We start from the raw sequence: 24,346 nt of genomic DNA on the forward strand, positions 1-24,346 counted from the left end.
GGGTGGGGATCAGGGGATGGGGGTCAACGGGCGGCGGCCAGATCGAGGTCGCCCGTCGCGATGCGGCGGATGACGTCGATCAGCAGCCGGCGCTCGACGGGCTTGATGCGTTCGTGCAGGGAGTGCTCGTCGTCCCCGGGGAGGACGGGGACCCGCTCCTGCGCGAGGATCGGACCGCTGTCGACACCGTTGTCGACGATGATGACGCTCGCACCGGTCTGGGCCACACCGGCGGCCAGCGCGTCGCGCACACCGTGGGGACCGGGGAACTCGGGGAGATAGGCCGGGTGCGTGTTGATGATCCGCGGGCTCCACGCCTCGACGAGAGACGCAGGCAGCAGCCGCATCAGTCCGCTCAGCACGACCAGGTCGGGGCTCCACACCTCCAGCTGGCGGCCCAGCTCGGCACCCCACTCCTCCCGCGAGTCGAACTGGCGCCACGGCACGAGCATCGTGGGGATGCCGTACTCCTCGGCATGCGCGAACCCCGCTGCCTCGCGGTCCGCTCCGACGACGACGACGCGCGCGGGGAAATCCGCTTCAGCCGCCTCATCGAGCAGGGCCCGAAGATTGGATCCCGCGCCCGAAATGAGGACGGCGACCGTGAGCACGCGCCTAGTCTATCGGCGGCAGTGGCTTCGGCCTGCGGGGCCCCAGATCGACGGTCGGGGTATCGTCCGGGTCGTCGGACCCGGTCGCGGGTGCAGGCTCGCGCTCCGGCTCCGGTGCGGCGTCCGGCTCCCGTGCGGCGTCGTCGGAGGCGGACCGTATCCCGTGGGCGACGGGTGTCCAGGCGCCCGGCAACTCCACCGGCTCGGTCGGTGCGCTCGAGGGCGACCATGCGAACGCCTCGGATGCGGGCTCCCCCGCAGGCTTCGCCGCGGGCTCTGCACCGTCCCGGTCCCGGTCGCTGCGGCCCGCCCTGCTGCGGCGACGCGGCGACAGCAGCAGGATGGCCGCTCCGACCAGCACCTCTGCGCCCACGGCCAGAGCCACCGGACCCGGCTGCGGCCCCACCTCGGCCAGGCGCGCCGGGCCGATCGAGCCGGAGGCCAGCAGGCAGAGCAGCGCCGCTCCAGCACCGGACAGCACAGCGATGCCGAGGGCGATCACCAGGCGCGCGCCGATCGGGTCGTCCGCTGCGTCGTCCGAGGCTCCACCCGCCGGCCCGCTGACCTCCGGAGACGGGGATGCCGCGAAGGAGCGGTGCGCATCCGAACCCGCCAGCAGTGCGCTCAGCGCCGGGCTGCGGGTGACGTCGGATGCGGCATCCCGCCCCGCCGCGGCCGGCTCTGCCAGGGTCGGTGCGGCCAGGCGCGAGCGCACGATCCAGCCGGACAGCGCCCCGAGCCCGATCGGAAGGAGCGCGAGCAGCAGCAGCCACGGTGTGGTCGATTCGGGGAGCGCACCCAGCACGGGGATGCCGGGGATCACGCCGAGCTGGGTTCCGGCCGGCGAGACCGCCGTGTCCACGCCCACCGCGAAACCCGGCCCCGCGACGAAGGACATGCCCCAGATCGCGAGCGTGGGCAGGTAGGCCAGCTGCGTGAGCGTGACGATCACGGCGCCGAGCGTGTCCACGTGAGCCGCTTCGAACAGCGCGATCACCTCGCCGCCGCGCAGCAGCAACGCGACGGCGAAAGCGAGCGCGCCCAGCCCGATCAACCCGGCGAGCACCACGGCCGTGCCGCGCGCGGTGAGACCGACGACATCCGCCCACCCGTGCGGCGCGGCCTCGACGCGGTCGCGCACCCGGGCGATCACCCCGCTGCCGGCCTCGCGCCATTCGGTCACGACGGCTCCCGCGCACAGCGGCACGGCGTACACCAGGGCAGGCATCAGGATCGCCTGCCACAGCTCGACGTCCGCGATCGCGGTGCCCGAGGTCAGGGCGATCACCCCGGCCAGCGCGGTGAACACGACAGCGCCGGTGATCACGCCGGTCACCCACGCGTCCGCCTGGGAGGCGCGCACGCCCGAGCGTGCCGCGAAGATCGCGGTGAACACGGCGAACGCGAGCGGGGCCAGCGAGAGGACGAAGGATGCTGCCGTCGGATCGATTCCGGCCACCGCCAGGTAATCGCCGGGCAGCGTGACGTGCAGGGGAACGAGATGCCCCAGCTGCCAGACGGCGGCGCCGGCCGGCCAGAGCGTCCCCCACTCCGCCGTCCCGCCCATGCCCAGCACCCACAGCACGGTGAGCGGGGCAAGGGTCGCCGCGATACCGACCGCCGCCGCGATGGCGGCGTCGACGGCGGCGAGAAGAAGGACGATCAGGCGATGCATGCGTCATCGACCCTAGTTCGACAGGCGCGGCGATCCCGGCGCACACGCACGCCTCGCTCACCTCGACATCGGCGGCACCTCCGGCCGGCCCGCGGACCCCGCGCTGAGCCGGCGGTCAGAGGAGCGGCATCCATTCCGATAGCGTCTTCGTCGGAGGTCATTCATGAGCACAGTACCCACGTCCCCGCCCGAGAGCACCGAGGCGACCGAGGCGGTCGAGACGCGCACGCCGCGCAACGCCTTCGATCGCTTCTTCGAGATCAGCAAACGCGGCTCCACGCTCTCCGCCGAGATCCGCGGCGGCCTGGTCACGTTCGTGACGATGGCCTACATCGTGATCCTGAACCCGATCATCCTCTCCAGCGGCACGGACGTCGCCGGCGACACCCTCGGCTTCACCCAGGTGGCCGCCGCGACCGCGCTCACCGCCGGTCTCATGACGGTCCTCTTCGGGCTGGTCACCCGCCTGCCGTTCGCGTTCGCGGCCGGGCTGGGCATCAACTCCTTCCTCGCCGTGTCGGTCGTCGGGCAGGTGACATGGGCCGAGGCGATGGGCCTGGTCGTCATCAACGGGCTCATCATCGTGCTGCTGGCCGCCACCGGCCTGCGGCGCATGATCTTCAACGCGGTCCCCATGCAGCTGAAGATCGCGATCACCGTCGGCATCGGCCTGTTCATCGCGTTCATCGGATTCGTCGATGCCGGCTTCGTCACCGCGACCGGTGCATCCTCCCCTCCGGTCGGCCTCGGCGTGGAAGGCTCGATCGGCACGGTTCCGACGCTCATCTTCGTCTTCACCCTCCTGCTCACCGGCATCCTGGTCGCCCGCAAGGTCAAGGGCGGCATCCTGATCGGACTGGTCACCGGCAGTGTCGTCGCGGTGATCGTCGAGGCCATCTGGAACCTCGGACCGCGCTTCGCGGACGACGGCACGATGAACCCGGGCGGCTGGGGTCTTTCGGTCCCCGAGCTTCCCGCGTCGCTGGTCAGCGTCCCTGACCTGTCGCTGCTCGGTCAGGTGTCCTTCGGCTCGTTCGAGCGCATCGGGGTCCTCGCCGCGCTGATGCTGGTGTTCACCCTCGTCTTCACCAACTTCTTCGACGCGATGGGCACGATGACCGGCCTGTCCAAGGAGGCCCGCCTGGCCGACGCCAAGGGCGACTTCCCGCGGATCAAGTCCGCGCTGATCGTGGAGGGCATCGGGGCGGTCGCCGGCGGCCTGACGTCCAGTTCTTCCAACACCGTGTTCATCGAGTCCGGAGCCGGCATCGGCGAGGGCGCACGCACCGGGTTCGCGAACGTGGTGACCGGCCTGCTGTTCCTGGTCGCCATGTTCTTCACTCCGCTGGCATCCATCGTCCCCACCGAGGTCGCCGCGGCGGCACTGGTGATCGTCGGGGCGATGATGATGGCGCAGATCAAGGACATCGACTTCTCGGACTTCTCGATCCTGCTGCCGGTGTTCCTCAGCGTCACCGTGATGCCGCTGACGTACTCGATCGCCAACGGCATCGGCGCCGGCTTCATCTCGTGGGTGCTGGTCCGCTCCCTTGCCGGAAAGGCGCGCGAGATCAGCCCTCTGCTGTGGGTCGTCGCCGCAGGCTTCGCGCTGTACTTCGCGCGCGGACCGGTGGAGATGCTGCTGGCGGGCTGACCGCTTCGCACGGACTTGTGCAGATGCCCCCGGGCGGGTTGACCCCCGCCGGGGGCATCGCCGTCAGGGCGCGATCGGCTCGAGCACGAAGACGGCGATCTGCCGGTCCGTGCGCTTCTGGTAGTCGTCGTACGCCGGCCAGACCGCGGTGGCGTACCCCCACCACTCGGTCCGCTCGGGCCCGGACAGCTCTCGCGCCCGGTAGTCGCGTTTGACCGCGCCGTCCTGCAGTTCCACGTGCGGGTTCGCGCGCATGTTGCCGGCCCATTTGGGCTCGTCCGGATCGCCGCCCTTGGAGGCGACCACCGCGTACCGCCCGTCGTGCTCGACGCGCATCAGAGCGGTCTTGCGCAGTCCTCCCGACTTGGCTCCGACGGTCGTCAGGACGATGATCGGCACCCCGCGCAGGAGGTTCGCCTCGGCCCCGTTGGAGGCCTCGTAGCGTTCGGCCTGGTTGCGCGCCCATTCCGATGTGCTGGGCTTGTACTGTCCGGTGAGTGGCATCTGTCCACCGTATCCGGCGGCGACACGGCAGTGCAGCGGGAATGCGGAAGGGGGGCGGGAGCCGCCGCGACCCGACCCCCCCCCCGCGGGACGCGAGAGAGCACCCAAGGTCTCCCGCATCAGGTCCGCGGTCTCGGACGGCGTCTTGCCGACCTTGACCCCGGCGGCCTCGAGGGCCTCCTTCTTGGCCTGCGCCGTGCCCGCGGAGCCGGAGACGATGGCGCCGGCGTGGCCCATCGTCTTGCCCTCGGGGGCGGTGAAGCCGGCGACGTAGCCGACGACCGGCTTGGTGACGTTGGCCTTGATGTAGTCCGCCGCCCGCTCTTCGGCGTCGCCGCCGATCTCGCCGATCATGACGATCGCCTTGGTCTCGGGGTCGGCTTCGAACGCCGCGAGCGCGTCGATGTGCGTCGTGCCGATGACCGGGTCGCCACCGATGCCGATCGCGGTGGAGAAGCCGATCTCGCGCAGCTCGTACATCATCTGGTAGGTCAGGGTGCCGGATTTCGAGACGAGTCCGATCGGGCCCTTCCCGGCGATGTTGGCCGGCGTGATGCCGACCAGCGACTCGCCCGGCGTGATGATGCCGGGGCAGTTCGGCCCGATGATGCGGGTGGTGTTGCCCTTGGACTGCGCGTACGCCCAGGCCTCGGCGGTGTCGCCGACGGGGACGCCCTCGGTGATGACGACCAGCAGCGGGATGTCGGCGTCGATGGCCTCGACCATCGCGTTCTTCGTGAACGCGGGGGGCACGAACGCGATCGACACGTCGGCACCGGTCTTCTCGATGGCCTCGGCCACCGTGGCGAAGACCGGCAGCTCGACCGGGTTGCCGTCCGCGTCGTGGTGCAGCACTGTGGTGCCGGCCTTGCGGGCGTTCACGCCGCCGACGACCTGAGTGCCGGCCTTCAGCATGAGTGCCGTGTGCTTGGTGCCTTCGCCGCCGGTGATGCCCTGGACGATGACCTTGGAGTCCTTGTTGAGGAAGATCGACATATCTCTTGAATCCTTGTTTTCTCGCGGGCGATCAGGCGTTGGCCAGCTCGGCGGCCTTGTCGGCGCCTTCGTCCATGGTGTCCGCCAGGGTGACGAGGGGGTGGTTGGCATCGCGCAGGATCGCGCGGCCCTCCTCCACCTTGTTGCCGTCGAGGCGGACGACCAGCGGCTTGGTCGCCGTCGCCCCCAGCTCGGCCAGCGCGCCGACGATGCCCTTCGCGACGGCGTCGCAGGACGTGATGCCGCCGAAGACGTTCACGAAGACGCTCTTGACCTGCGGGTCGCCCAGGATGACGTCCAGGCCCGCGGCCATGACCTCGGCCGAGGCGCCGCCGCCGATGTCCAGGAAGTTCGCCGGCTTCACGCCGCCGTGGTTCTCGCCCGCATAGGCGACGACATCCAGCGTCGACATCACCAGGCCCGCGCCATTGCCGATCACGCCGACCTGCCCGTCGAGCTTGACGTAGTTCAGGTCGTTCTCCTTGGCCTTCGCCTCGAGGGGGTCGGCAGCATCCTTGTCTTCGAGCAGCGCGTGCCCGGCGTGACGGAAGTCGGCGTTCTCATCGAGGGTGACCTTGCCGTCCAGGGCGACGATGTCGCCCTCCTCGGTCAGCACCAGCGGGTTGACCTCGACCAGCGTCGCGTCCTCGCCCTTGTAGACCGAGTACAGCTGAACGAACACGTCGCTGACCTTGTCGACCAGCTCGGGGGCGAAGCCGGCCGCCTCGGCGATCTCGACCGCCTTCTGCTTGTCGATGCCGGTCAGCGGGTTGACCTCCACGCGGGCCAGGGCTTCGGGGCGCTCGACCGCGAGCTCCTCGATCTCCATGCCGCCCTCGACGCTGGCCAGCGACAGGTACGCGCGGTTGGCGCGATCCAGCAGCACCGAGAAGTAGTACTCCTTGTCGATCCGGGCGCCGGCCGCGACCATGACGCGCTTGACGACGTGGCCCTTGATGTCCAGGCCGAGGATCGCCTTGGCGGCCTCGAACGCGTCGTCCGGGGTCTTGGCGACCTTCACGCCACCGGCCTTGCCGCGGCCGCCGGTCTTCACCTGAGCCTTGACCACGACGAGGCCGCCGATCTTCTCGGCTGCCGCCTTCGCCTGCTCCGGGGTGTCTGCGACGATGCCGGCGAGCACCGGCACGCCGTACTTCTCGAAAAGGTCACGTGCCTGGTACTCGTACAGATCCACAGTGCAAGCCTCCGCTGGGATGAAAGGGGAGATGACGCGAAAGCGTCTTGATGTCGAGAGAGATCGACCAATCCACAAGCGTACTACCGCGTGGTGGAAGGTCCCGACCGGCCCAGGCGCGGAAGGTCCCTGGTGGCGGGGCCCTCTATCCGCGTGCCGTCCGGCGCGAAGCGGGATGCGTGCAGGGGGCAGTCCCAACTGCACTCCTGGTCGTTCCAGGAAAGCACCCCGCCGAGGTGGGTGCACACCGCACTGACGGCACGGGTCGTGCCGTCGACGGTGGACACCGCCACGGGGTGGCCGCCGCGGTTGGCCACGACGCCCTGTCCCTCCGCCGGCTTGGCGACCGGGACGGGCGTTCGCTGCGCGCCGACCCAGCCCGACGCGGCCTCCCAACCGATGCGCAGGTTCTCCACGCCGCCGCGGCCGAGGTCGGCGGGCACGGTCATCCTGCGGGCGATGGTCGTCATCCACTCGGGTCGTTCGCGCCACGGCACGCGCGTGATCTCGGCGGTGAGCCGAAGCGCCGCGGCCGGCCCGTTGGACAGGCCCCACTTGCCGAATCCGGTCGCGAACCGCACACGCCCGAGTCCGCGGGGCATCGCTCCGACGAAGGGCATCAGGTCGTGGGACTGGTAGTCCTGCGCGGACCACGACATCCGCGGCTGCGCACCCGGGAAGTGCCGGCGCGTCCACTGGATCAGGTCCTCGACATGACCGCGTTCGGACTCGGCCCTGCCGACCGGGTGCCCGTTGCCGCCCACGATCAGCCGGGCGAGCTGACCCGGACCGTCCTCCGCCGTCACGGAGCGGATCGACCGGGTCGGGCCGTCCACCGAGAGGTACAGGCCCTCGGGCATCTCACCGTCCACGTCGAACGCGACGCAGTAAGAGCGCAGCCCGCGGGTCTTGGCGAAGTAGAAGCCCCGCTCCATGATCGGGGCAGCGGTGGCCAGCACGACCTGACCGGCGGTGGTGAACCCGGCGGTGGTCTCCACGACCGCTCGCGGCAGGACGTGCACCTGTGTGACCCGGATGCCGGTATGCAGGGTGCCGCCGGCGCCGACGAACGCGCGGGCGAGTGCCAGCGCGACCTGCTGCGGGTCGATCGCGACCTGATCGTCCAGCGCGACGGCGTCCACCATCGGGAACGGGCTGGTCCGATCCGCCAGCACGCGACGTACGTCCAGGCCCGCCTCGTGCGCGGCTGCGAGCTCCGCCTCGACGCATTCCGTTCCGTCACCGGACTGGGCGTAGGAGTAGGCGGTGCGCCTGGTGTACGACACGCCCGCCTCGTCGGCGAAGCCGGTGAGCCACTCCGCGCCATCGCGGTTGGCGTCCACGTAGGCGCGGACGAGCCCGGCCGGGTGATGGCGGCGCATCGTGGAGAGCACCGTCCCCTGCAGCAGCGACAGCTTCCCGGTGTTGGCGCCGGTCGCGAGATTGCCGACCTCGCGCGCTTCCAGCACCGCGACATCCAGCCCCTCGCGTGCGAGCATCAACGCCGTGGCCAGCCCGGTGATCCCGGCGCCGACGACCACCACGTCGTGCTCCCGGCCGATCTCGAACGGTGTTCCGGCGACGACGGCGCCGTCGGCCTTCCACAGGGACGTCATCGCCCCAGTGAACTCCCCCGCCGCGTCGTCGTCTACCGGCTTGACACCGCGGCCGCCCGGCCGCCCGAGCCGATCGGCGGCTGCCGCACGCCGCGGAGTGCGGGGTCTAGGCTCGGTCGACATGAGCGAGACTCCGTCACCGTCGGCCGCGCGGACGCCGGTCGTGGCGGCGGCGTTGGAACTGTTCGAACGCCAGGGATTCGAAGCGACCTCCGTCGAGCAGATCGCGCGCGCCGCAGGCGTGTCGCGCAGCACGTTCTTCCGGCAGTTCGGCGGCAAGGAGGACGTGGTCTTCGCCGATCACGAAGTCCTCCTGGACGAACTGCGCGAGTGGCTGGGCGAAGGACACGACGACCCGTGGGCCGCGGTCTGCCAGGCCTCCGAGCGGGTGTTCCGCCATTTCGCCGCGGAGCCCGCCGTGGCACGCCGCCGCTACACGGTGGTGCGCCAGGTTCCTGCGCTCCGCGAGCGCGAGATCGTCACGGTCTTCCGATACGAGCGCCTTTTCGACGACTACCTGCGCGCAGCGATTCCCGGGCTGGACCCGCTCGATGCGGTGGGCTTCTCCGCTCTGGTGGCGGCGGTGCACAATCACGTGCTGCGGCAGCTGCTCAGGGGCGCGCGCGTGCGTGTCGGCGTGCTGCGCAACGCGCTGGATGACGTGCGCCGGCGCTACGGGGTGCACCCGGACGGATCCGGCTCTGCGCCTGACGACGTCGTGGTGGCGGTGTTCCCCCGGCGGATGCCGCCCGCCGAGCTGACGAGGCGGCTGCGCGGCCGCCTGGAGTCCCCGCGCTGAGCCGCGCCCACCCCCGCCCCCCCGCCCCCGAGAGTGCACCTCCCGCTCCCGAGAGTGCACCTCCCCGCTCGCGAGAGTGCACGTCCCACGCCTGGGATCGGGTCCCATTCTTCGCGGTACTGAGTACCGGTATCCTGTTCGCATGAGCCACACTCCCCGCCCCGGTGAGCGCATCGCCGGCTACGACGTCTCGGACCGGCTCGACACCGACTACTACGCGGTCTTCGACGACGTCCCCGCCGCCGACCGTGCGGTGTGGGACCGCGCCCGGGCTTTCGTCGAGGAGGTGCTTCCCCGAATGGACGGGCTGTGGGATCGCGGCGAGTACGACCTCGACCTGGCGCGGCGGATGGGCGAGCTCGACCTGTTCACCGACGGGCTCGTGCACGAAGGCCTCAGCCATTCCTCCCCGCTGGCGGCCGGTCTGGTGAACATGGAGATCTCGCGCGGCGACGGCTCCCTGGGCACGATCCTCGCCGTGCAGGGCGGGCTCGCGCTGCGCTCGCTCGCGCTCTTCGGCAGTGACACGCAGAAGTCGCACTGGCTCGAGCCGATCGCCCGCGGAGAGGTGCTCGCCGCATTCGCCCTGACCGAGCCGGACCACGGATCCGATTCCGTCTCGCTCGAGACCGAGGCGCGGCGGGACGGCGATTCGTGGATTCTCAACGGTGCGAAGAAGTGGATCGGCAACGGCTCTTCCGGCGGGGTCACGGTCGTCTGGGCGCGCGTGGCCGACTCGTCCGACCCCGACCACGACGGAAAGGTGCGGGCCTTCCTCGTCGCGCAGGACACGCCGGGATACGACGGCCGGCCGATCCTGGGCAAGGCGTCCCTGCGGGCGATCCACCAGGCGCACATCACGATGACCGACCTGCGGGTCCCGCTGGATTCGGTGCTGCCCGGTACGCACTCCTTCAAGGATGCCTCGACGGTGCTGTACTCGACCCGCTCGGGTGTCGCGTGGTCGGCCCTCGGACATGCCACCGCCTGCTATGAGGCCGCACTGTCGTACGCGCAGCAGCGGGTCCAGTTCGGCAAGCCCCTCGTCCGCTTCCAGATGATCCAGGAGCGCCTCACCCAGATGCTCGACGAGTTGACGGCGATGCAGCTGTTCTGTCGTCGCATGGCCGATCTGGAAACGGTCGGGCGGCTGCGGCCCACGCAGGCGTCGCTGGCGAAGTACCACAACACCCGCGCCGCGCGCCGGGTCGCGGCGATCGCCCGCGACCTGCTCGGCGGCAACGGCATCCTTCTGGAGAACCGCGTCATGCAGCACATGGCCGATATCGAGGCGATCCACACGTACGAGGGCACCGAGTCGGTGCAAGCCCTGCTCATCGGCCGCGACATCACGGGGGTGGGCGCGTTCGCCTGACCGCGGACCCGGCGGCCGACGCCGGTGCCGGCATCCGTGCGCTCAGCGATCGGCGCGCAGCTCACCGGCTGAGCGCTCACTGCAGGCAGAACTCGTTGCCCTCCGGATCACGCATCTGGTAGTAGTGCTCCGGCCACGGCCCCCAGCTCTGGTCAATGAGCCGCACGACCGACGCGCCGAGCCCGAGAAGACGATCCTTCTCGGCCTCGAGTTCCTCTGCGGTCGGCCTGCGCCCCGGCGTGGCACTGATGTCGAAGTGGAGCCGGTTGCGCCCGGACTTCGGCTCGGAGGCATGGTGGAAGAACAGACGCGGCCCGATGCCGTCGGGATCCTCCACGACCGCGCGGCTGGCCAGATCTGCGTCGGTCAGCCCCGACGCGAGCAGCTCGCTCTTGAGCGGTTCCTTCCACGTGAGCGCGCGGTAGCCGAACACTCCGGCCCAGAACCGGGCGAGTTCCGGCGGGTCATCCGCGTAGAAGGTGATGTTGCCGAGCTTCGTTGCCATCGATCGCACCCTTCTGCGCCGCGTCGGTGGGGCACGCCCGTCAGGATAGGAGGCGCTTCCGACACGGTCGCTCGAGGTAGGCGAGGTCGACGGGTGATGGCGAGTGCAGCACGGGCGACGTCGCTGCGCCCGATCGAGCGCTCACCAGACGAGGAAGATCACCGCGACGACGCCGATCACGATGATGAGGACACGCAGCAGCCAGGCCGGCAGGCGGCGGCCGAGCGACGCGCCGATCAAGGCGCCGCCGAGCGAGCCGACGGCGATCGTCACCACGGCGACCCACGGCAGGGTGGCGGTGAAGAGGAAGACCACCGTCGCCACACCGCCGGCGAGAGTCTGGAGTACGTTCTTGATCGCGTTGATGCGCTGAATGTGCTCCGTCATCGTCAGCTCCAGGCAGCCGACGATCAGCACGCCCTGCGCCGCTCCGAAGTAGCCGCCGTACACACCCGTCACCGCGGTCAGCGGGAAGCGCAGCCACCCCGGCGCCGGTGCCCGGTCGCGCTCGCCGCTGCGGCGCAGGAGGGGCTGGATGCCGACGAGCAGGCACCCGATCAGGACCAGCACCGGCGCGACGACGGAGAACACGCCGGCCGGCAGCGCGAGGAGCGCGAGCGCCCCGACGATGGCGCCGACCGCGGTCACCGCAGCCAGGGGCATCACCGTGCGTAGCTGCCCGGCGAGTTCGCGGCGGTAGCCGATGACGCCGCCGATGTTCCCGATCGCCAGGCCCACCGTGTTGGTCATGTTGGCGATGACCGGCGGGACGCCCAGCGCCAGAAGCGTGGGGAAGGTGATCAGGGTCCCCGACCCGACGACGGTGTTGATGATGCCTGCACAGGCGGCGGCGATCGCGAGAATGCCGAGTCCCAGAGGGCTCATCACATCCATGCAGGGCTCACTCTCGATTCGGGCGGGCCGAGCAAGTGGTGGGGTGGTCGGACCAATTCTGTTACTGTACATCGCGTGTCAACCAACGGATGGGCCTCGCTCGGCGGGGTGCCGCGCATCGCGACCTCGAGCGCCATCGCCGCACGAATCCTGGAGCTCATCGAGAGCGGCGAGGTCGGCGCGGGCACCGCCCTGCCGCCCGAGCGCGACCTGGCGACGCAGCTCGGCGTCTCGCGCACGACCGTCCGCGAAGCCATCCACGAGCTGACGCTCAAGGGGATCGTCCGGAGACGACAGGGGTCGGGCACCGTGCTCCTGAGCGCATCAGACACCGCCGTCTCCCTGCTGCGCGACATGTCCGAATCCGAGCGGGACGCCACGGAGGTCATCGACTTCCGCACGACCTTCGAGCCCCAGATCGCCGGCCTCGCCGCGGGACGCCGGACCGGCAGCGACCTGCTGCTGCTGGCCGGCCACTGCGACTTCGAGGCTGAAGCCGTATCCACGGAGGAGTCCCTCGAGCGCGACCAGCGCTTCCACGAGGCCATCGCCGCGGCAACGCACAACCATCTCATCGTCGCGCTCAGCCGTGCGACGTCGGAATGGGTCAGCGACTTCCGTCGCATCTCCCATGCGAGTCCCACAGGACGCGCTACTTCGCTGACCGGTCACCGCGCCATCCTTGCGGCGATCGACGCCGGCGATTCCGACGAAGCTGCTCGCCGCATGCGCGAGCACGTCACCATCGTCGGCCGTTTCTGACGCGGCCGGCACATCCCCTCCAGAAAGCACCCGAATGAAGTCTCTGCGTCCCCTCCTGGCCGTCGGCATCCTGACCGCGGCGACCGTCGCCCTCACCGCGTGCGGCGGCTCGTCCGACGCCGGCATCGCACCGGCGAGCCCGGCCAACACCGCCGACGTGAACTACCACACCGCCTCCGGCGAGCCCGTCGAGGAGCTGGTCGCGCAGCTTCCTGCGTCCGTCACCGAAGCAGGCAAGCTCGTCATCGCGACGGATGCCACGATCGGCGAACCGTTCGGCTCCTACGCCGAAGACGGCGTCACGATGGTCGGCGTCGCCCCTGAACTGGCGTTCGCCTTCGGCGACGCCCTCGGCCTCGACGTCGAACTGCGTCAGGTCGTGTTCGCGAACCTCATCCCGGGCCTGTCCGCCGAGCGTTACGACTTCTCGGTCGCCCCCATGCTCGACACGGCCGAGCGACAGGAGCAGGTCGACTTCGTCGACTTCCTGCGCGGCGGTTCGCAGTTCATCGTCGCCCGCGACAACGCCGATGCCCCGCAGGATCTGACGCCCGATACCGCCTGCGGCCTCGCGATCGGTGTCGCGGCGGGCTCGGTCGAGGAGATCACGCTCACCGAGCAGAACGCCCAGTGCGCCGACCCCATCGAGATCATGGCGTTCAAGACCAACAACGAGGGCGTCCTCGCGCTGACCAGCGGCCGGATCGCTGCCTACGGCACTGCGGCCGCCCAGGCCGGCTACATCGCCCAGACGGACGACCAGCGCCTGACGCTGAGCGGCGCGCCGTTCCGCGGAGGCCTGTCGGGCATGGCGTTCCCCAAGGATAGCGACCTGCTCCCGGTGGTCCAGGCGGCGTTCCAGTCCTTCATCGATGCCAGCACGTACCAGGAGATCCTCGCCGGCTACGGCCTGGAGCAGCTCGCCGTCCCGATGGCCGGGACGAACAACGAGGCCATGGAATGACACACCTCGACGCGGGGGGGGGGCCCCCCCCCCCCCCCCCCGCTCGACGGCGTCACCGACTACCGCATCATCGGCCGCCCTCGGCCACTGATGTGGGTCGCGACCGCCGTCGTCATCGCCCTCGCGGCCATGGTCCTCCACTCGATCGCGACGAACCCCCGGTTCGAATGGGACGTCGTCGCAACCTACTTCTTCTCCACCTCCGTGCTGAACGGATTGTGGAAGACGATCGAGCTCACCGTCGTCTCCATGGTCATCGGCATCGTCATCGGCCTGGTGATCGCGCTGATGCGCATCTCGAGCAGCCGCGTCCTGAGCGCGGTTGCGGGAGTCTACGTCTGGTTCTTCCGCGGCACGCCTCTCCTGGTGCAGCTGGTCCTCCTCTACAACATCTCGGCGCTCTACCCGTCGATCTCGATCGGCATCCCCTTCGGACCGACGTTCTTCGAAGGCAGCGTCAACCAGATCGTCACCCCGTACGTCGTCGCCGTCGCCGCGCTGGCGCTGAACGAGGCGGCCTACATGGCGGAGATCATCCGCGGCGGCCTGCTCTCCGTCGACCACGGCCAGCTCGAAGCATCTCGCGCCCTGGGCATGAGCGGCTCTCGGGCGATGCGGCGCATCGTGATCCCGCAGGCCATGCGCTTCATCATCCCGCCCACCGGCAACGAAGTGCTCTCCCTGCTGAAGTCGACCTCGCTCGTGTCGGTGATCGCTCTGCCCGAGCTCCTCTACTCCGTGCAGGTCGTCTACAGCCGCACGTTCGAGACCATCCCGCTGCTGATGGTCGCGACCATCTGGTACCTGATCGTCACCTCGATCCTGATGGTCGGCCAGCAGCTCCTGGAGCGCTTCTACGCGCGCGGCAGCAGCCGCGCATCCGGCGCCGGTTCGCTGCAGCGGCTCACCGGCATCCGGTTCCGCCGTCGTGCGACGTCGGCAACCCAGACGGGAGAACAGCGATGAGCTTTCTCAGCGTGCGCGACGTGCGCAAGAGCTTCGGCGGCCTCGAGGTGCTCAAGGGCGTCTCGCTCGAGATGGACCGTGGGCAGGTCGTCTGCGTGATCGGTCCGAGCGGATCGGGCAAGAGCACGTTCCTGCGCTGCATCAATCGCCTCGAGACGATCGACGAAGGTCTCATCGCCATCGACGGGGACCCCATCGGCTCCGTCGTGCGCGGCGGTCGCCTGCACGAGGCGCCCGAGCGGGTCGTGCGCGCTCAGCGCGAGCAGATCGGCATGGTGTTCCAGTCGTTCAACCTGTTCCCGCACATGAGCGTCCTGGAGAACATCATCGAGGCGCCCATCGGCGTGCGGAAGGAGAAGCGCTCCGCAGCCGTCAGCCACGCCCGCGCGCTGCTCGAGCGCGTCGGCCTCGCGGAGAAGCGCGACGCCTATCCCAAGCAGCTGTCCGGAGGCCAGCAGCAGCGCGTGGCGATCGCGCGCGCCCTGGCGATGCGCCCCAAGCTCCTCCTGTTCGATGAGCCCACGAGCGCGCTGGACCCCGAGATGGTCGGCGAGGTGCTGGGTGTGATGCGTGCCCTCGCCACCGACGAGACGACGATGATCGTCGTCACCCACGAGATGGGCTTCGCGCGCGAGGTCGGCGATCACCTGGTCTTCATGGACGGCGGCGTGGTCGTCGAAGAAGGCGATCCGAAGCAGATCATGGCAGCGCCGCAGCACCCGCGGACGAAGGCCTTCCTCGACAGCGTCCTGTGACAGGAGAGAACATGACCGACATCCGCGACATCATCGGAGACATCTGGCTGAGCCGGGATCTCCCCGCCGACCTCGCCGCCATCTGCGACACGGGTGGCCGGGTGGCCGGCACCGCGAGCGAGGCCGCGGCGCAGCAGTACCTGGAGAGCCGCGCGCGCGAGCTGGGCGGCGAGTACGCCGAGCAGACCTTCACGGTGTCGGGTCTGCGCAGCGAGGGCCACACGGTGCGCGTGAGCGCGACCGGGCGGGAGTTGGAGAGCTACCCGCTGCTGAACTGCGCGCCGGTCGATGCCACCGTCCCCGTCATCGACCTCGGCCGCGGAACACCGGCCGACTTCGAAGGTGCACGCGAGCTCATCCCCGGTCACGCGGTGCTCGTGCGTCACGAGTTCCCCTTCTCGACCAACCACGTGCACCGCAGCGTGAAGCTCGCGCTGGCTCGCGAGTACGGGGCGACGGCGTTCCTCATCGGCAACAACCAGCCCGGTGCGGGCGCGGTGAGCGGGTCCGGCGGCACGGGCGAGTCCGGCGAGATCCCCGCGTTCGGCCTCAGCCGCGACGCGACCCTGGAGCTTTCCACCTCGCTGGCCTTCGGTCCGGTCGAGGTGCACCTGGTCAACCACGCGGTCGCCGGAGAGTGGACCGGGCGGAACATCTTCGTGCGCTTCCCCGGCCGCACGGACGAGGTCGTGGTGCTCAGCGCGCACATCGACGGCCACGGACTGGCTGAAAGCGCGATGGACAACGGCGCCGGGCTGGCGACCGTCCTGGAGGTCGCGCGCCGACTGGGCCCGCGAGCTGCCGACAGCGAGCGCGGGCTGCTGCTGGCGCTGTTCACCTTCGAGGAGTGGGCCCTGACGGGCTCCGCCGAGTACGTCGCATCGCTGAACGAGGCCGGTCGGCGCCGGATCCGCTGCAACGTGAACGTCGACACCCCCGTCGGCTTCCCGCGCCTGTTCGGGCTGACCGCCGGCGATCCGCTGATCCTGGGCCTGCTGCGCCGCGCCAGCCAGATCGGCGGCACCCCCGTGCACCCGGTGTACGCCCATACGACCAACTCCGACCACGCGAACTTCCTCGCCGCGGGCATCCCCGCCGTCCGCCTCATCGGCGGCTACAACGACGAGTCCGCCGACAGCCGGCTGCTGCTCACCGCGGCAGACACGCGCCACCGGGTCGAGCCGCTGGACCTCAAGCACGGGGCCATCGTGACGGCGCTGGTGACCCTGACGGCGATGCAGGACTGACCTGCGCCCGCGCGTCGTGTCGCACGCCGGCGCGCGGGTGCGGGAACGCGACACCGCGCCTGACCGCCGCCGATCGCACACCGCACGCGCCGGCGCAAGACCCCCGAACCGCGCGGGCGCGGGGTTAACCTCGAATCATGGGACTGTTCCGGAACGACCCCACGACCGTCCGCTTCGAGTCGCGCGACGTCGAGCTGAAGGCGACCAGAGCACCGTGGAGCCTGTGGGCGGACGGGTTCGGCAAGCTCGGCATCCGGGCGATCCAGATCATCGTCGTGGTCGCGGTGGCCGGCGGGATCGTCTTCGCGATCGGTCAGCTCACGCTCGTGACCATCCCGCTCGTCATCGCCCTGATCCTCGCGTGCGCGTTCAACCCGGTGATGCACTGGATGCGGCAGCGCGGCGTCCCCTCCGTGCTGGCCACCGTCATCACGATGCTCGCGATCGTCGTCATCCTCGGCCTGCTGAGCTGGCTCATCGTCTGGGCCGTGCGCGATCAGTGGGACGAACTGTACGCGCAGGCCGAGGACGGCTTCCAGAAGCTGGTCTCCTGGGTGCAGACCCTCCCCTTCGATTTCGTGCAGCCGGACCAGATCGACGAGTGGGTCAACGCCCTCACCGATTTCGTCACCAGCGCGCAGTTCGGGTCGGGCGCCCTGGCGGGCGTCGGCGCCGTCGCGAACTTCGTCACCGGGTTCGTCCTGCTCGTGACGATCCTGTTCTTCTTCCTCAAGGACGGCCCGCAGATGTGGGAGTTCCTGCTGCGGCCGTTCCGCGGCGAGAACTACCTGCGCGCACGCCGGATCGGCGACAAGACCGTGGGCGTGCTGGGCTCCTATGTGCGCGGCACCGCGACCGTCGCCGCCGTGGACGCCATCGGCATCCTGATCGGTCTGCTGGTCCTGCAGGTGCCGCTGGCCATCCCGCTGGCCGTCCTGGTCTTCCTGCTCGCATTCATCCCGATCGTCGGCGCGACGGTGGCCGGCATCCTCGCCGCCCTGGTGGCACTCGTGTCGAACGGGTGGGTCAACGCGCTGTTCGTCCTCGGCGTCGTGGTGCTCGTCAACCAGCTCGAGGGCAACTTCCTGCAGCCGGTGCTGATGGGCCGGTCCATGAAGCTGCACGCGTTCGTCATCCTGGTCGCGTTGACCGTGGGCACGGTGCTCGGTGGGATCGTGGGGGCCGTGCTGGCCGTTCCGATCGCCGCCGCCGTCTGGGGCGTCATCCAGGTGTGGGACGGACCGGATCTTCCGGCGCGCTGGGCCCGCCCGAAGCATTCGATCGAGGCGTAGCCGCCTCCTGCCGGCCGGATCGGTGCCGCGCGGCGACAGGTTCCTCGACCGCGTCCGGCGCGAGGGCCAGGATGGACCCATGCCGTACGAGATTCCCGCGCCGATGCTCGCCAAATCCGTCCCGGAGGTTCCTGATCAGGACGCTGTTGCGGGCGGCCTGAGCTACGAGCCGAAGTGGGACGGCTTCCGCGGGTTGGTCTCCTGGGACGGGGAGACCGTGGAGATCGGCTCCCGCGGCGCCAAGCCGCTGACCCGGTACTTTCCGGAACTGGTGGAGGCGTTCGCTCGCCTGCTTCCCGAGCCCTGCCTGATCGACGGCGAGGTGGTGGTGCCGAAGGGACCGGCCGGTGCCCAGCGGCTGGACTGGGAGTCGCTGACCCAGCGCATCCACCCCGCGGCATCCCGCGTCCAGATGCTCGCCGAGACCACACCGGCGATGTTCATCGCGTTCGATCTGCTGGCACGGGGAGACCGCGACCTGCAGTCCGCCCCGTTCCAGGCCCGCCGCGCGGAGCTGGTGGAGCTGCTGACGGGTCTGCCGCACCCGATCCATGTGACGCGCACGACAACGGATGCCGCGACCGCCCGTCGCTGGCTCAGCGAGTTCGAGGGCGCCGGGCTCGACGGCGTGGTCGCGAAGCCGCTCGCCCAGCCGTACGCGCCCAACAAGCGGACGATGTTCAAGATCAAGCACGCGCGGAGCGCGGATGTCGTCGCGCTGGGGTACCGCGTCCACAAGTCCGGAGAGGGCGTCGGATCGCTGCTGGTCGGGCTGTACACGGACGAGGGGCAGCTGCACAACGTCGGCGCGGTCTCGGCCTGGAGCAACCAGCGCCGGCTCGAGCTGATCGACGAACTGGCGCCGCTGGTGGAGACGGATGCGGACGGCGAGGCGCTCACCGGCGAAGGCGAGAAGTCACGGTTCTCGGCCGCCGGCCGCGATTCGTCCTTCGTCCGGCTGCGGCCGGAGCGGGTGCTGGAGGTGCGCTACGACCAGCTGGAGGGGCGGCGCTTCCGGCACACCGTGCAGTTCGACCGGTGGCGTCCTGACCGTGACCCGCGCTCGTGCACGTTCGAGCAGCTGGAGTCGGTATCGGCGTACGACGTGGGGGCCGTCCTGGAGTGACCGGGCCGTCCGCCGGGCACCGCTTGTGATGCGGCATCCGTGGACGTACCGTAGGCGCCAACGCCGCTGTGATGTCTGAGGAGACGCTCGCCAGGACCCGCGGGCACCGCCGCCGATGGGGTGCCAGGAGGTGAGTGTCGGTGCTGACCGCACGGCGAACCCCACCCTGCCGCGGCTGCACCGTGTCCCCCGCCGGGCCGCGGTGGCTGCGGGCGCTGCTGGCGCCGATCGCGGTCCTGTTGGCGTTCGCCTCGGCGGCCTGCACCGGTGCGCTCCCGGACGAGTCCCCGCCCAGCCCGCAGTCGCCGTCGTCCGCGATCCTGGAGGTGTTCGACGTGGGTGGCCCGGGCTGGGAGATGTCGGAGACGGACGATCATCTGTGGGTCGAAGTCGGCTCCCCCGTGGACGGCATCGTCCGTGTCGAGAAGTCCAGCGGCGAGGCGACCCCGATCGTGCCGGACGGCTCGGCGGTGGAGGCCGGCGCCGAGGGGCTCTGGGTGTCGTGCTGCGGCCGGCTGGCGAAGATCGACCCGCTCTCGGGCGCTGAGCTGCTGCGCGTCCCCCGCGCCGGCACCCTCGCGCTCGGCGAGGGATTCGCCTGGCTGTACGGCCTGGACGGCACGCTGGTGAAGGTGGACACCACAACCGGTGAGCTCCAGCAGGCCGCCGCGATCGACCCCGAGCTGTGCGCCGATCCGAAGGACCTGCTGATCGACTTCGGGTTCGCGTGGCTGGCCTGCAGCCGCGGGGTGGTCGTGCGCATGGACCTGGCCGCCGGCACCTCCAGCGTGCTCCCGACCGCCGGAGGCACGCATACGTTCGCGGCGACCGACGAGGACGTGTGGGTCACCAACGAGCAGGCCGGCAGCGTGATGCGCATCGACCCGGATTCGGCCGAGGTCACCGAGATCCCGGGGGTCGGCACCGGGGTCGGCATCACCGCAGGCGGGGGCTTCGTCTGGGCGTCGGACGCGGACGGCATCGCGAAGATCGATCCGGAGACCAACAAGGTGATCGACCACATCGATCTGGGCACCGACCAGTTCTTCGAGCTGGTCTGGGACGACGGGGTGATCTGGACGGCCACCACGACGGCGCGGGTCCTGAAGGTCGACGCGCGCTGATCCCAGCGGCACCGGAATCGGACACTCGCACCGGAGTCGGATAGACGCGGCCGCGGCATCCGAATCCGACGCCGGACCCCGATACCGCACGACCGACGTGCGTCAGGCCTCGGGCTTCTTGGCCCGGCTGGGCTGCACCCGCGGGGGCTCGCCGGGCATCTTCGGAAAGTCGGGCGGGAACGCCAGTTCGCCCAGGCCCGCGTCGAGGTCGCGCTGCCACCACTCCAGCAGCGTCTCGATGCGTCCCGGTCGCTCGAGCAGGCCCGCCCAGGGATCGCCGACGGTCGCCAGCCGCTCAGGCACGCTGCGGATCGTGAACGCGGCAGGGTCCACGTCGTCCAATTCGTCCCACGTCACCGGGGTCGCCACGGTCGCGGTGGGCAGCGCGCGCGGACTGTAGGCGCCCGCCATGGTGCGGTCCCGGTTGGCCTGGTTGAAGTCGACGAAGATCCGCTCGCCGCGCTCCTCCTTCCACCAGTTGGTGGTGACCTTCTCAGGCATGCGTCGCTCCAGCTCGCGAGCGGCGGCGATCACCGCATGACGCACGTCCAGGAACTCGTGCGTGGGCTCGATCGGGCAGAACACGTGGATGCCGCGGTTGCCGCTGGTCTTGACCCACGCCTCCAGCCCGGCCTCGCGCAGCACCTCGCGCAGCGCGTGCGCGGCGGGCACGGCATCCGAGAAGTCCGTCCCCGGCTGCGGATCCAGGTCGATGCGCAGCTCGACCGGGTTGTCGGTATCCCCGGCCAGCGACGCCCAGGGGTGGAACACGATGGTGTTCATCTGGACGGCCCACACGATGGCGGCGGCTTCGGTCAGAACGAGCTGCGGATGCTGTCGCCCGCTGTTGTAGGTCACCATCACGGACTGCACGAATTCCGGGGCGCCCTTGGGCGGGTTCTTCGAGAAGAACGACTCCCCCTCGATCGAGTCCGGATAGCGCTCGAGCGAGACCGGCCGGTTGCCGTTCGCGGACAGGAACGGCTGCGCGACGGCGATCACGTACTCGGCGAGTTCGTGCTTGGTGATGCCGGCCTGCGGCCAGAGCAGCCGGTTGGGGCTGGAAAGCCCCACCTCGCGATCCCCGTCCGGTCCCGGCACCGTCAGAACAATTCTCTCCGTGGCCATACCCCGACCCTAGGGGGCCGTCCGCTCCGGCGCGACGGCGCCGGGCGAGCGGTCCGGCGTGCGTCAAACCGCGGGGCAGAACGCGGCAGGCCGGGTCCGACCTGCCCCGTCGCGGCCATATCTCCCCGGGTTTTGACCGGGCTCCGCCGAACGCCCACGCGGTCGCTCCAGTAGTCCGCTCTTTCGCGGGTGAGGTGGAACGGCGGCAGCGCGCCGGCGTTGATCATCTCGACGTCACCCGCCGCGTACCAGTCGAACAGCGCACCCGGATCGTTGTCCTCGTTCGCGACGAACCCGTCCAGTGACATCGTCGCCGATGTGACGACCTTCGCCGGGCTGCGCGCCACCCCGGCCGCTCCCGGCCCGCTCATCGGTCCGCGACGAGCAGCTCGTCGAGTCGCTCGTAGCCTTCGCGCACGCCGACTTCCATGCCCTGCTGCATCATCATCTCGAGCGCCTCGACGCTGCCGAAGACGCTGTGGTCGACGATGCGCGACCGACCGCCGGGCAGGTCCTCGAAGCGGAGCACGTCGATGCTCACCTCGTCCGGTGCGCCCTCGTACTCGAACGTCTGGATGATCAGCTCGTTCTCACGCACCGTGTGGAACACGCCGCGGAATCCGAAGGTGCCGTCCTCGCCGCGCTGCTGGAAGCGGTAGCCGCCACCGGTGCGAAAGTCCCATTCCGTGATGTCCGTCTGGTAACCGCGCGGCCCGACCCAGTTCCTGTAGAGCTCCTGGTCGGCGTGCGCGCGGAACACGGCCGCCACCGGAGCCTCGAACTCGCGGGTGATGTCGGCGTACGACTGACCGGGAGTCGCATCGATGATGACGGGATTGCTCATGATTCCTTCTCCTTGTTCGTGTGGGTGGTGTCGCTTCCGGATGCCGCCAGAACCGCGTCCAGACGCCGGTAGGCGGCCTCGGCCTCCAACCGGTACCGGTCGATCCAGGAGGTCAGCCGTGCGAGGGCTGCGGCATCCAGATGCACCGGACGACGCTGCGCCTCCCGCGTCCGCCAGACCAGTCCCGCGTCCTCCAGGACGCTGATGTGCTTCGAGACTGCCTGGGGCGTGATCGCGAACGGCTCGGCCAACTCGCCGAGCGTCGCCGGCCCGCGACTCAGTCGCGCCACGATCGAGCGGCGCACGGGGTCGGAGAGGGCGGCGAACGCCCTGTCGAGCGAAGCATCCGGCATTTGTTTTCAACTGTTCTCTTGATCAACCGATTGGTTGAGTAACCTACCGCCGCGCACGACGGACGTCAAGGGCGCGGCACGGCCGCAGAAATCGGTGCGTGCCGGCGGTCAGGCCGGAAGGGCGAGGATCGGCGCGAGCTGGGCGCGCGAGAGACGCATCCACGGTCCCCCCGGGTCGACGATCACACCCGCCAGATCCTCGTCGGCCCGCAGGGCGGCCGCCAGTTGAGCGGCCGTCATCGGCGCAGCCCGGTCGCCGCGCTGCCGCGATGCGACCTCGAGGGGATGCGAGTACAACTCGACCAGCCGGTCGCCGTCCACGGTGCGCGCCTCCGCGACACCGACCGGCCCGCCGGCGGACTGGTTCACCGCGACCCAGAACTTCGCGCGCGTCAGGGCGTCCACGAGCGCCGACGCGGTCGCGGAGGTGCGCTCGCCGGCGAGCAACGTCTTGAGCTCGAACGTCGGATCGCCCTGCTCGACGAGCTTCTCGAGCAGTTCCCTCGGGATCACGGCGCGTGCCGGCGCGGATGCGTGGTCCACGACGATTCCGGCGTAGGTGCCGCCGAGCACGTAGCGGATGACCGAGCGCACCGGCTGGCCCATCGCGGACGTGCCCAGTTCGCTGTCGGCCTGAATGCTCGCGCGCAGGGCGGTCCCGCTGCTGTACACGAGCACGAACTGCTTGCCGTTGAGGGTCACCACCGCCACCGGCAGGTCCTTTCCGGCCGCCAGCAGCTCGCGGGCATCGCCCTTGACCCGCAGGAAGAGGTGCCCCTGCAGCAGCTGCCGGGCGACGTCGAGGATCTCCGAGACCGACGGCGACTCCGGCAGCCCGGCGAGCGCTTCGCGCAGCACCACGTTGTCCTTGATGCCGGGAACCGACTCCGCCGCGGGAGCTGTCCCCGCGGAGGGTGCGGTTGCGGGCGTCGCGCCCATCCCTCGGTACGAGGAGACCGAGATGCCGACGGATGCCGCGGCATCCGTCCCCGCATCGTCCGACGGCTGCTGGGCCGCCGTGTCGCCGGCCACCGCCGCGTCGCCGTCGCTGCCGTCTGAGTTCGTCCGCTTTGAGAACAGAGCCATGTGTGGAGCGTAGCCGCACCGACGGCGCGGACGCGGCAATCGCCGACGGTACGCGCGGGGAATGCCCTCCGCGAGCCTCGTGCGGTCGCCGGACTCGGCTACTGGATCTTCTCGATGGGTGCGATCTTGATCAGCAGCTTCTTCGGGCCGGCGGTATCGAAGCGCACGTGCGCGACGCGCTTGGCGCCCTCACCTGTCACGGCATCCACGCGTCCTTCGCCGAAGTCGTCGTGCTTGATGCGGTCGCCCGAGGCGAGCTGCATGTCTCCGTTGTCGCGCACCTTGGCCGGGATGCGGTTGGCGAAGCGCTCGATCGAGGTCGACTTGGGCACGAGATCGTCGCCGTAGCGCTTGCCCGTGCTGCTGGAGCCACCGGGGCGCCGCGCATTCAAGGCGCGTGACTGCATGCCGCCCCGCGAGTTCACATCGCCGGGCGACTGGCGCCAGTCGATCAGCTCGGTGGGGATCTCCTGCAGGAACCGGCTCGGCATCGCCACCGAGATCTCGCCGAACTGCGCCCGCGTCATGGCCAGGGAGAGGTAGAGGCGCTTGCGGGCACGGGTGATGCCGACGTAGAAGAGCCGACGCTCCTCCTGTGGCCCACCCGGCTCGCCCGCCGAGATGCGGTGCGGGATGAGGTCCTCTTCGACGCCGGTCACGAACACGGCGTCGTACTCGAGCCCCTTCGCGGTGTGCATCGTCATGAGCGACACCGAGCCCGAGGCATCCTCGAGGTCGTCCGCATCGGAGACGAGCTGCACCTCCGCGAGGAAGTCGATCACCGTCCCCTCGGGGTTGTTGCGCGCGAATTCGCGCGCAACGGCCACCAGCTCGTCGGGGGTAGCGTACCCCGCCGCGTCCAGGGGGTGCCCGCG

The 24,346-nt window shown here is 70.1% G+C and carries 23 protein-coding genes and 1 pseudogene; 11 read left to right on the forward strand and 13 right to left on the reverse strand.

What is annotated here, in order from left to right; translation table 11 throughout:
• Positions 1–23: 23 nt before the first annotated feature.
• Both purN and NQ152_RS11240 read right to left on the reverse strand, forming a co-directional pair.
• Entirely contained in the window at positions 24–611 is a 588-nt protein-coding gene (purN, locus tag NQ152_RS11235; protein ID WP_257524020.1) for a phosphoribosylglycinamide formyltransferase, read from the reverse strand.
• Between the two features lie 4 nt (positions 612–615).
• Positions 616–2,286, reverse strand: a complete 1,671-nt coding sequence (locus tag NQ152_RS11240; RefSeq protein WP_257524021.1) for a DUF6350 family protein — start codon at positions 2,284–2,286, stop codon at positions 616–618.
• Positions 2,287–2,449: 163 nt separating this feature from the next.
• On the opposite strand from NQ152_RS11240, the gene NQ152_RS11245 reads away from it, so the two are divergent.
• Positions 2,450–3,940 carry an NCS2 family permease gene (locus NQ152_RS11245; RefSeq protein WP_257524022.1) on the forward strand — a complete coding sequence of 497 codons (1,491 nt, stop codon included), beginning with the start codon at positions 2,450–2,452 and terminating at the stop codon, positions 3,938–3,940.
• Positions 3,941–4,003: 63 nt separating this feature from the next.
• Here the strand turns inward: NQ152_RS11245 and NQ152_RS11250 are convergent, their stop codons facing one another.
• The 4 genes and pseudogenes from NQ152_RS11250 to NQ152_RS11265 all read right to left on the reverse strand — a co-directional run bounded on the left by NQ152_RS11250 (position 4,004) and on the right by NQ152_RS11265 (position 8,251).
• On the reverse strand, positions 4,004–4,564 hold the full coding sequence (locus NQ152_RS11250) for a nitroreductase family deazaflavin-dependent oxidoreductase (RefSeq protein ID WP_306815893.1): 561 nt from the start codon (positions 4,562–4,564) through the stop codon (positions 4,004–4,006).
• Positions 4,541–5,440, reverse strand: a pseudogene (gene sucD / locus NQ152_RS11255) (succinate--CoA ligase subunit alpha); the annotation flags it as partial. The pseudogene sucD and the gene NQ152_RS11250, both read right to left, overlap by 24 nt.
• Positions 5,441–5,471: 31 nt before the next feature.
• The gene (sucC, locus tag NQ152_RS11260) at positions 5,472–6,635 is read right to left on the reverse strand and encodes an ADP-forming succinate--CoA ligase subunit beta (protein ID WP_257524023.1); all 1,164 of its coding nucleotides are present in this window, start codon (positions 6,633–6,635) and stop codon (positions 5,472–5,474) included.
• An 83-nt stretch (positions 6,636–6,718) separates the two neighbouring features.
• A complete protein-coding gene (locus tag NQ152_RS11265; protein WP_257524024.1) occupies positions 6,719–8,251 on the reverse strand; it encodes an FAD-dependent oxidoreductase in 1,533 nt (510 codons plus the stop codon).
• A gap of 121 nt (positions 8,252–8,372) precedes the next feature.
• On the opposite strand from NQ152_RS11265, the gene NQ152_RS11270 reads away from it, so the two are divergent.
• Both NQ152_RS11270 and NQ152_RS11275 read left to right on the forward strand, forming a co-directional pair.
• Positions 8,373–9,050 carry a TetR/AcrR family transcriptional regulator gene (locus NQ152_RS11270; protein WP_257503171.1) on the forward strand — a complete coding sequence of 226 codons (678 nt, stop codon included), beginning with the start codon at positions 8,373–8,375 and terminating at the stop codon, positions 9,048–9,050.
• 142 nt (positions 9,051–9,192) lie between these two features.
• Positions 9,193–10,425: an acyl-CoA dehydrogenase family protein gene (locus NQ152_RS11275; protein ID WP_257524025.1), complete on the forward strand. Its 1,233-nt coding sequence runs from the start codon at positions 9,193–9,195 to the stop codon at positions 10,423–10,425.
• Positions 10,426–10,501: 76 nt separating this feature from the next.
• On the opposite strand, the gene NQ152_RS11280 is transcribed toward NQ152_RS11275, so the two are convergent.
• Positions 10,502–10,930, reverse strand: a complete 429-nt coding sequence (locus NQ152_RS11280; protein WP_257524026.1) for a VOC family protein — start codon at positions 10,928–10,930, stop codon at positions 10,502–10,504.
• Positions 10,931–11,071: 141 nt separating this feature from the next.
• Positions 11,072–11,815, reverse strand: coding sequence for a sulfite exporter TauE/SafE family protein (locus tag NQ152_RS11285; protein WP_257524027.1), 744 nt, complete (start codon positions 11,813–11,815; stop codon positions 11,072–11,074).
• An 84-nt stretch (positions 11,816–11,899) separates the two neighbouring features.
• Between NQ152_RS11285 and NQ152_RS17265 the strand changes: the two genes are divergently transcribed.
• The 8 genes from NQ152_RS17265 (at position 11,900) to NQ152_RS11325 (ending at position 20,060) form a co-directional block, all read left to right on the forward strand.
• Positions 11,900–12,586: a FadR/GntR family transcriptional regulator gene (locus tag NQ152_RS17265; protein ID WP_257524028.1), complete on the forward strand. Its 687-nt coding sequence runs from the start codon at positions 11,900–11,902 to the stop codon at positions 12,584–12,586.
• Positions 12,587–12,620: 34 nt separating this feature from the next.
• Positions 12,621–13,550, forward strand: a complete 930-nt coding sequence (locus NQ152_RS11295) for a transporter substrate-binding domain-containing protein (RefSeq protein ID WP_257503176.1) — start codon at positions 12,621–12,623, stop codon at positions 13,548–13,550.
• Between the two features lie 90 nt (positions 13,551–13,640).
• A complete protein-coding gene (locus NQ152_RS11300) occupies positions 13,641–14,516 on the forward strand; it encodes an amino acid ABC transporter permease (protein WP_257524029.1) in 876 nt (291 codons plus the stop codon).
• Entirely contained in the window at positions 14,513–15,271 is a 759-nt protein-coding gene (locus NQ152_RS11305) for an amino acid ABC transporter ATP-binding protein (protein ID WP_257524030.1), read from the forward strand. Before NQ152_RS11300 ends, NQ152_RS11305 begins: the two co-directional genes overlap by 4 nt.
• 11 nt (positions 15,272–15,282) lie before the next feature.
• Positions 15,283–16,518, forward strand: a complete 1,236-nt coding sequence (locus NQ152_RS11310) for a M28 family peptidase (RefSeq protein ID WP_257501670.1) — start codon at positions 15,283–15,285, stop codon at positions 16,516–16,518.
• Positions 16,519–16,655: 137 nt separating this feature from the next.
• Positions 16,656–17,810, forward strand: a complete 1,155-nt coding sequence (locus NQ152_RS11315) for an AI-2E family transporter (protein WP_257501669.1) — start codon at positions 16,656–16,658, stop codon at positions 17,808–17,810.
• A gap of 79 nt (positions 17,811–17,889) precedes the next feature.
• Positions 17,890–18,936: an ATP-dependent DNA ligase gene (locus tag NQ152_RS11320; RefSeq protein WP_257524031.1), complete on the forward strand. Its 1,047-nt coding sequence runs from the start codon at positions 17,890–17,892 to the stop codon at positions 18,934–18,936.
• 182 nt (positions 18,937–19,118) lie between these two features.
• Positions 19,119–20,060: a hypothetical protein gene (locus NQ152_RS11325; protein ID WP_257524032.1), complete on the forward strand. Its 942-nt coding sequence runs from the start codon at positions 19,119–19,121 to the stop codon at positions 20,058–20,060.
• A 102-nt stretch (positions 20,061–20,162) separates the two neighbouring features.
• Here NQ152_RS11325 and ligD read toward each other — a convergent pair whose 3' ends face one another.
• The 5 genes from ligD to NQ152_RS11350 form a co-directional block, all read right to left on the reverse strand.
• Positions 20,163–21,188: a non-homologous end-joining DNA ligase gene (gene ligD, locus NQ152_RS11330; protein ID WP_257524033.1), complete on the reverse strand. Its 1,026-nt coding sequence runs from the start codon at positions 21,186–21,188 to the stop codon at positions 20,163–20,165.
• 367 nt (positions 21,189–21,555) lie between these two features.
• On the reverse strand, positions 21,556–22,032 hold the full coding sequence (locus tag NQ152_RS11335; protein ID WP_257524034.1) for an SRPBCC family protein: 477 nt from the start codon (positions 22,030–22,032) through the stop codon (positions 21,556–21,558).
• Positions 22,029–22,385: a helix-turn-helix transcriptional regulator gene (locus NQ152_RS11340; RefSeq protein WP_257524035.1), complete on the reverse strand. Its 357-nt coding sequence runs from the start codon at positions 22,383–22,385 to the stop codon at positions 22,029–22,031. The genes NQ152_RS11335 and NQ152_RS11340 overlap by 4 nt, the downstream gene beginning before the upstream one ends.
• 108 nt (positions 22,386–22,493) lie before the next feature.
• On the reverse strand, positions 22,494–23,471 hold the full coding sequence (locus NQ152_RS11345) for an SseB family protein (RefSeq protein WP_257524036.1): 978 nt from the start codon (positions 23,469–23,471) through the stop codon (positions 22,494–22,496).
• Positions 23,472–23,569: 98 nt separating this feature from the next.
• A partial coding sequence (locus NQ152_RS11350) for a 3'-5' exonuclease (protein ID WP_257524037.1) occupies positions 23,570–24,346 on the reverse strand: 777 nt, incomplete at its 5' end.

This window comes from Microbacterium sp. zg.B48, assembly GCF_024623505.1.
In the GTDB taxonomy this organism is placed as follows: Bacteria; Actinomycetota; Actinomycetes; order Actinomycetales; family Microbacteriaceae; genus Microbacterium.

Excerpts from the sequence above, each read along its gene's own strand:
- NQ152_RS11240 (WP_257524021.1), bottom strand. The coding sequence starts at position 2,286 with ATGCATCGCCTGATCGTCCTTCTTCTCGCCGCCGTCGACGCCGCCATC.
- NQ152_RS11245 (WP_257524022.1), top strand. The coding sequence starts at position 2,450 with ATGAGCACAGTACCCACGTCCCCGCCCGAGAGCACCGAGGCGACCGAG.
- NQ152_RS11250 (WP_306815893.1), bottom strand. The coding sequence starts at position 4,564 with ATGCGGGAGACCTTGGGTGCTCTCTCGCGTCCCGCGGGGGGGGGGTCG.
- NQ152_RS11265 (WP_257524024.1), bottom strand. The coding sequence starts at position 8,251 with ATGACGTCCCTGTGGAAGGCCGACGGCGCCGTCGTCGCCGGAACACCG.
- NQ152_RS11270 (WP_257503171.1), top strand. The coding sequence starts at position 8,373 with ATGAGCGAGACTCCGTCACCGTCGGCCGCGCGGACGCCGGTCGTGGCG.
- NQ152_RS11275 (WP_257524025.1), top strand. The coding sequence starts at position 9,193 with ATGAGCCACACTCCCCGCCCCGGTGAGCGCATCGCCGGCTACGACGTC.
- NQ152_RS11280 (WP_257524026.1), bottom strand. The coding sequence starts at position 10,930 with ATGGCAACGAAGCTCGGCAACATCACCTTCTACGCGGATGACCCGCCG.
- NQ152_RS11285 (WP_257524027.1), bottom strand. The coding sequence starts at position 11,815 with ATGAGCCCTCTGGGACTCGGCATTCTCGCGATCGCCGCCGCCTGTGCA.
- NQ152_RS11295 (WP_257503176.1), top strand. The coding sequence starts at position 12,621 with ATGAAGTCTCTGCGTCCCCTCCTGGCCGTCGGCATCCTGACCGCGGCG.
- NQ152_RS11300 (WP_257524029.1), top strand. The coding sequence starts at position 13,641 with ATGTGGGTCGCGACCGCCGTCGTCATCGCCCTCGCGGCCATGGTCCTC.
- NQ152_RS11305 (WP_257524030.1), top strand. The coding sequence starts at position 14,513 with ATGAGCTTTCTCAGCGTGCGCGACGTGCGCAAGAGCTTCGGCGGCCTC.
- NQ152_RS11310 (WP_257501670.1), top strand. The coding sequence starts at position 15,283 with ATGACCGACATCCGCGACATCATCGGAGACATCTGGCTGAGCCGGGAT.
- NQ152_RS11315 (WP_257501669.1), top strand. The coding sequence starts at position 16,656 with ATGGGACTGTTCCGGAACGACCCCACGACCGTCCGCTTCGAGTCGCGC.
- NQ152_RS11320 (WP_257524031.1), top strand. The coding sequence starts at position 17,890 with ATGCCGTACGAGATTCCCGCGCCGATGCTCGCCAAATCCGTCCCGGAG.
- ligD (WP_257524033.1), bottom strand. The coding sequence starts at position 21,188 with ATGGCCACGGAGAGAATTGTTCTGACGGTGCCGGGACCGGACGGGGAT.
- NQ152_RS11335 (WP_257524034.1), bottom strand. The coding sequence starts at position 22,032 with ATGAGCAATCCCGTCATCATCGATGCGACTCCCGGTCAGTCGTACGCC.
- NQ152_RS11340 (WP_257524035.1), bottom strand. The coding sequence starts at position 22,385 with ATGCCGGATGCTTCGCTCGACAGGGCGTTCGCCGCCCTCTCCGACCCC.
- NQ152_RS11345 (WP_257524036.1), bottom strand. The coding sequence starts at position 23,471 with ATGGCTCTGTTCTCAAAGCGGACGAACTCAGACGGCAGCGACGGCGAC.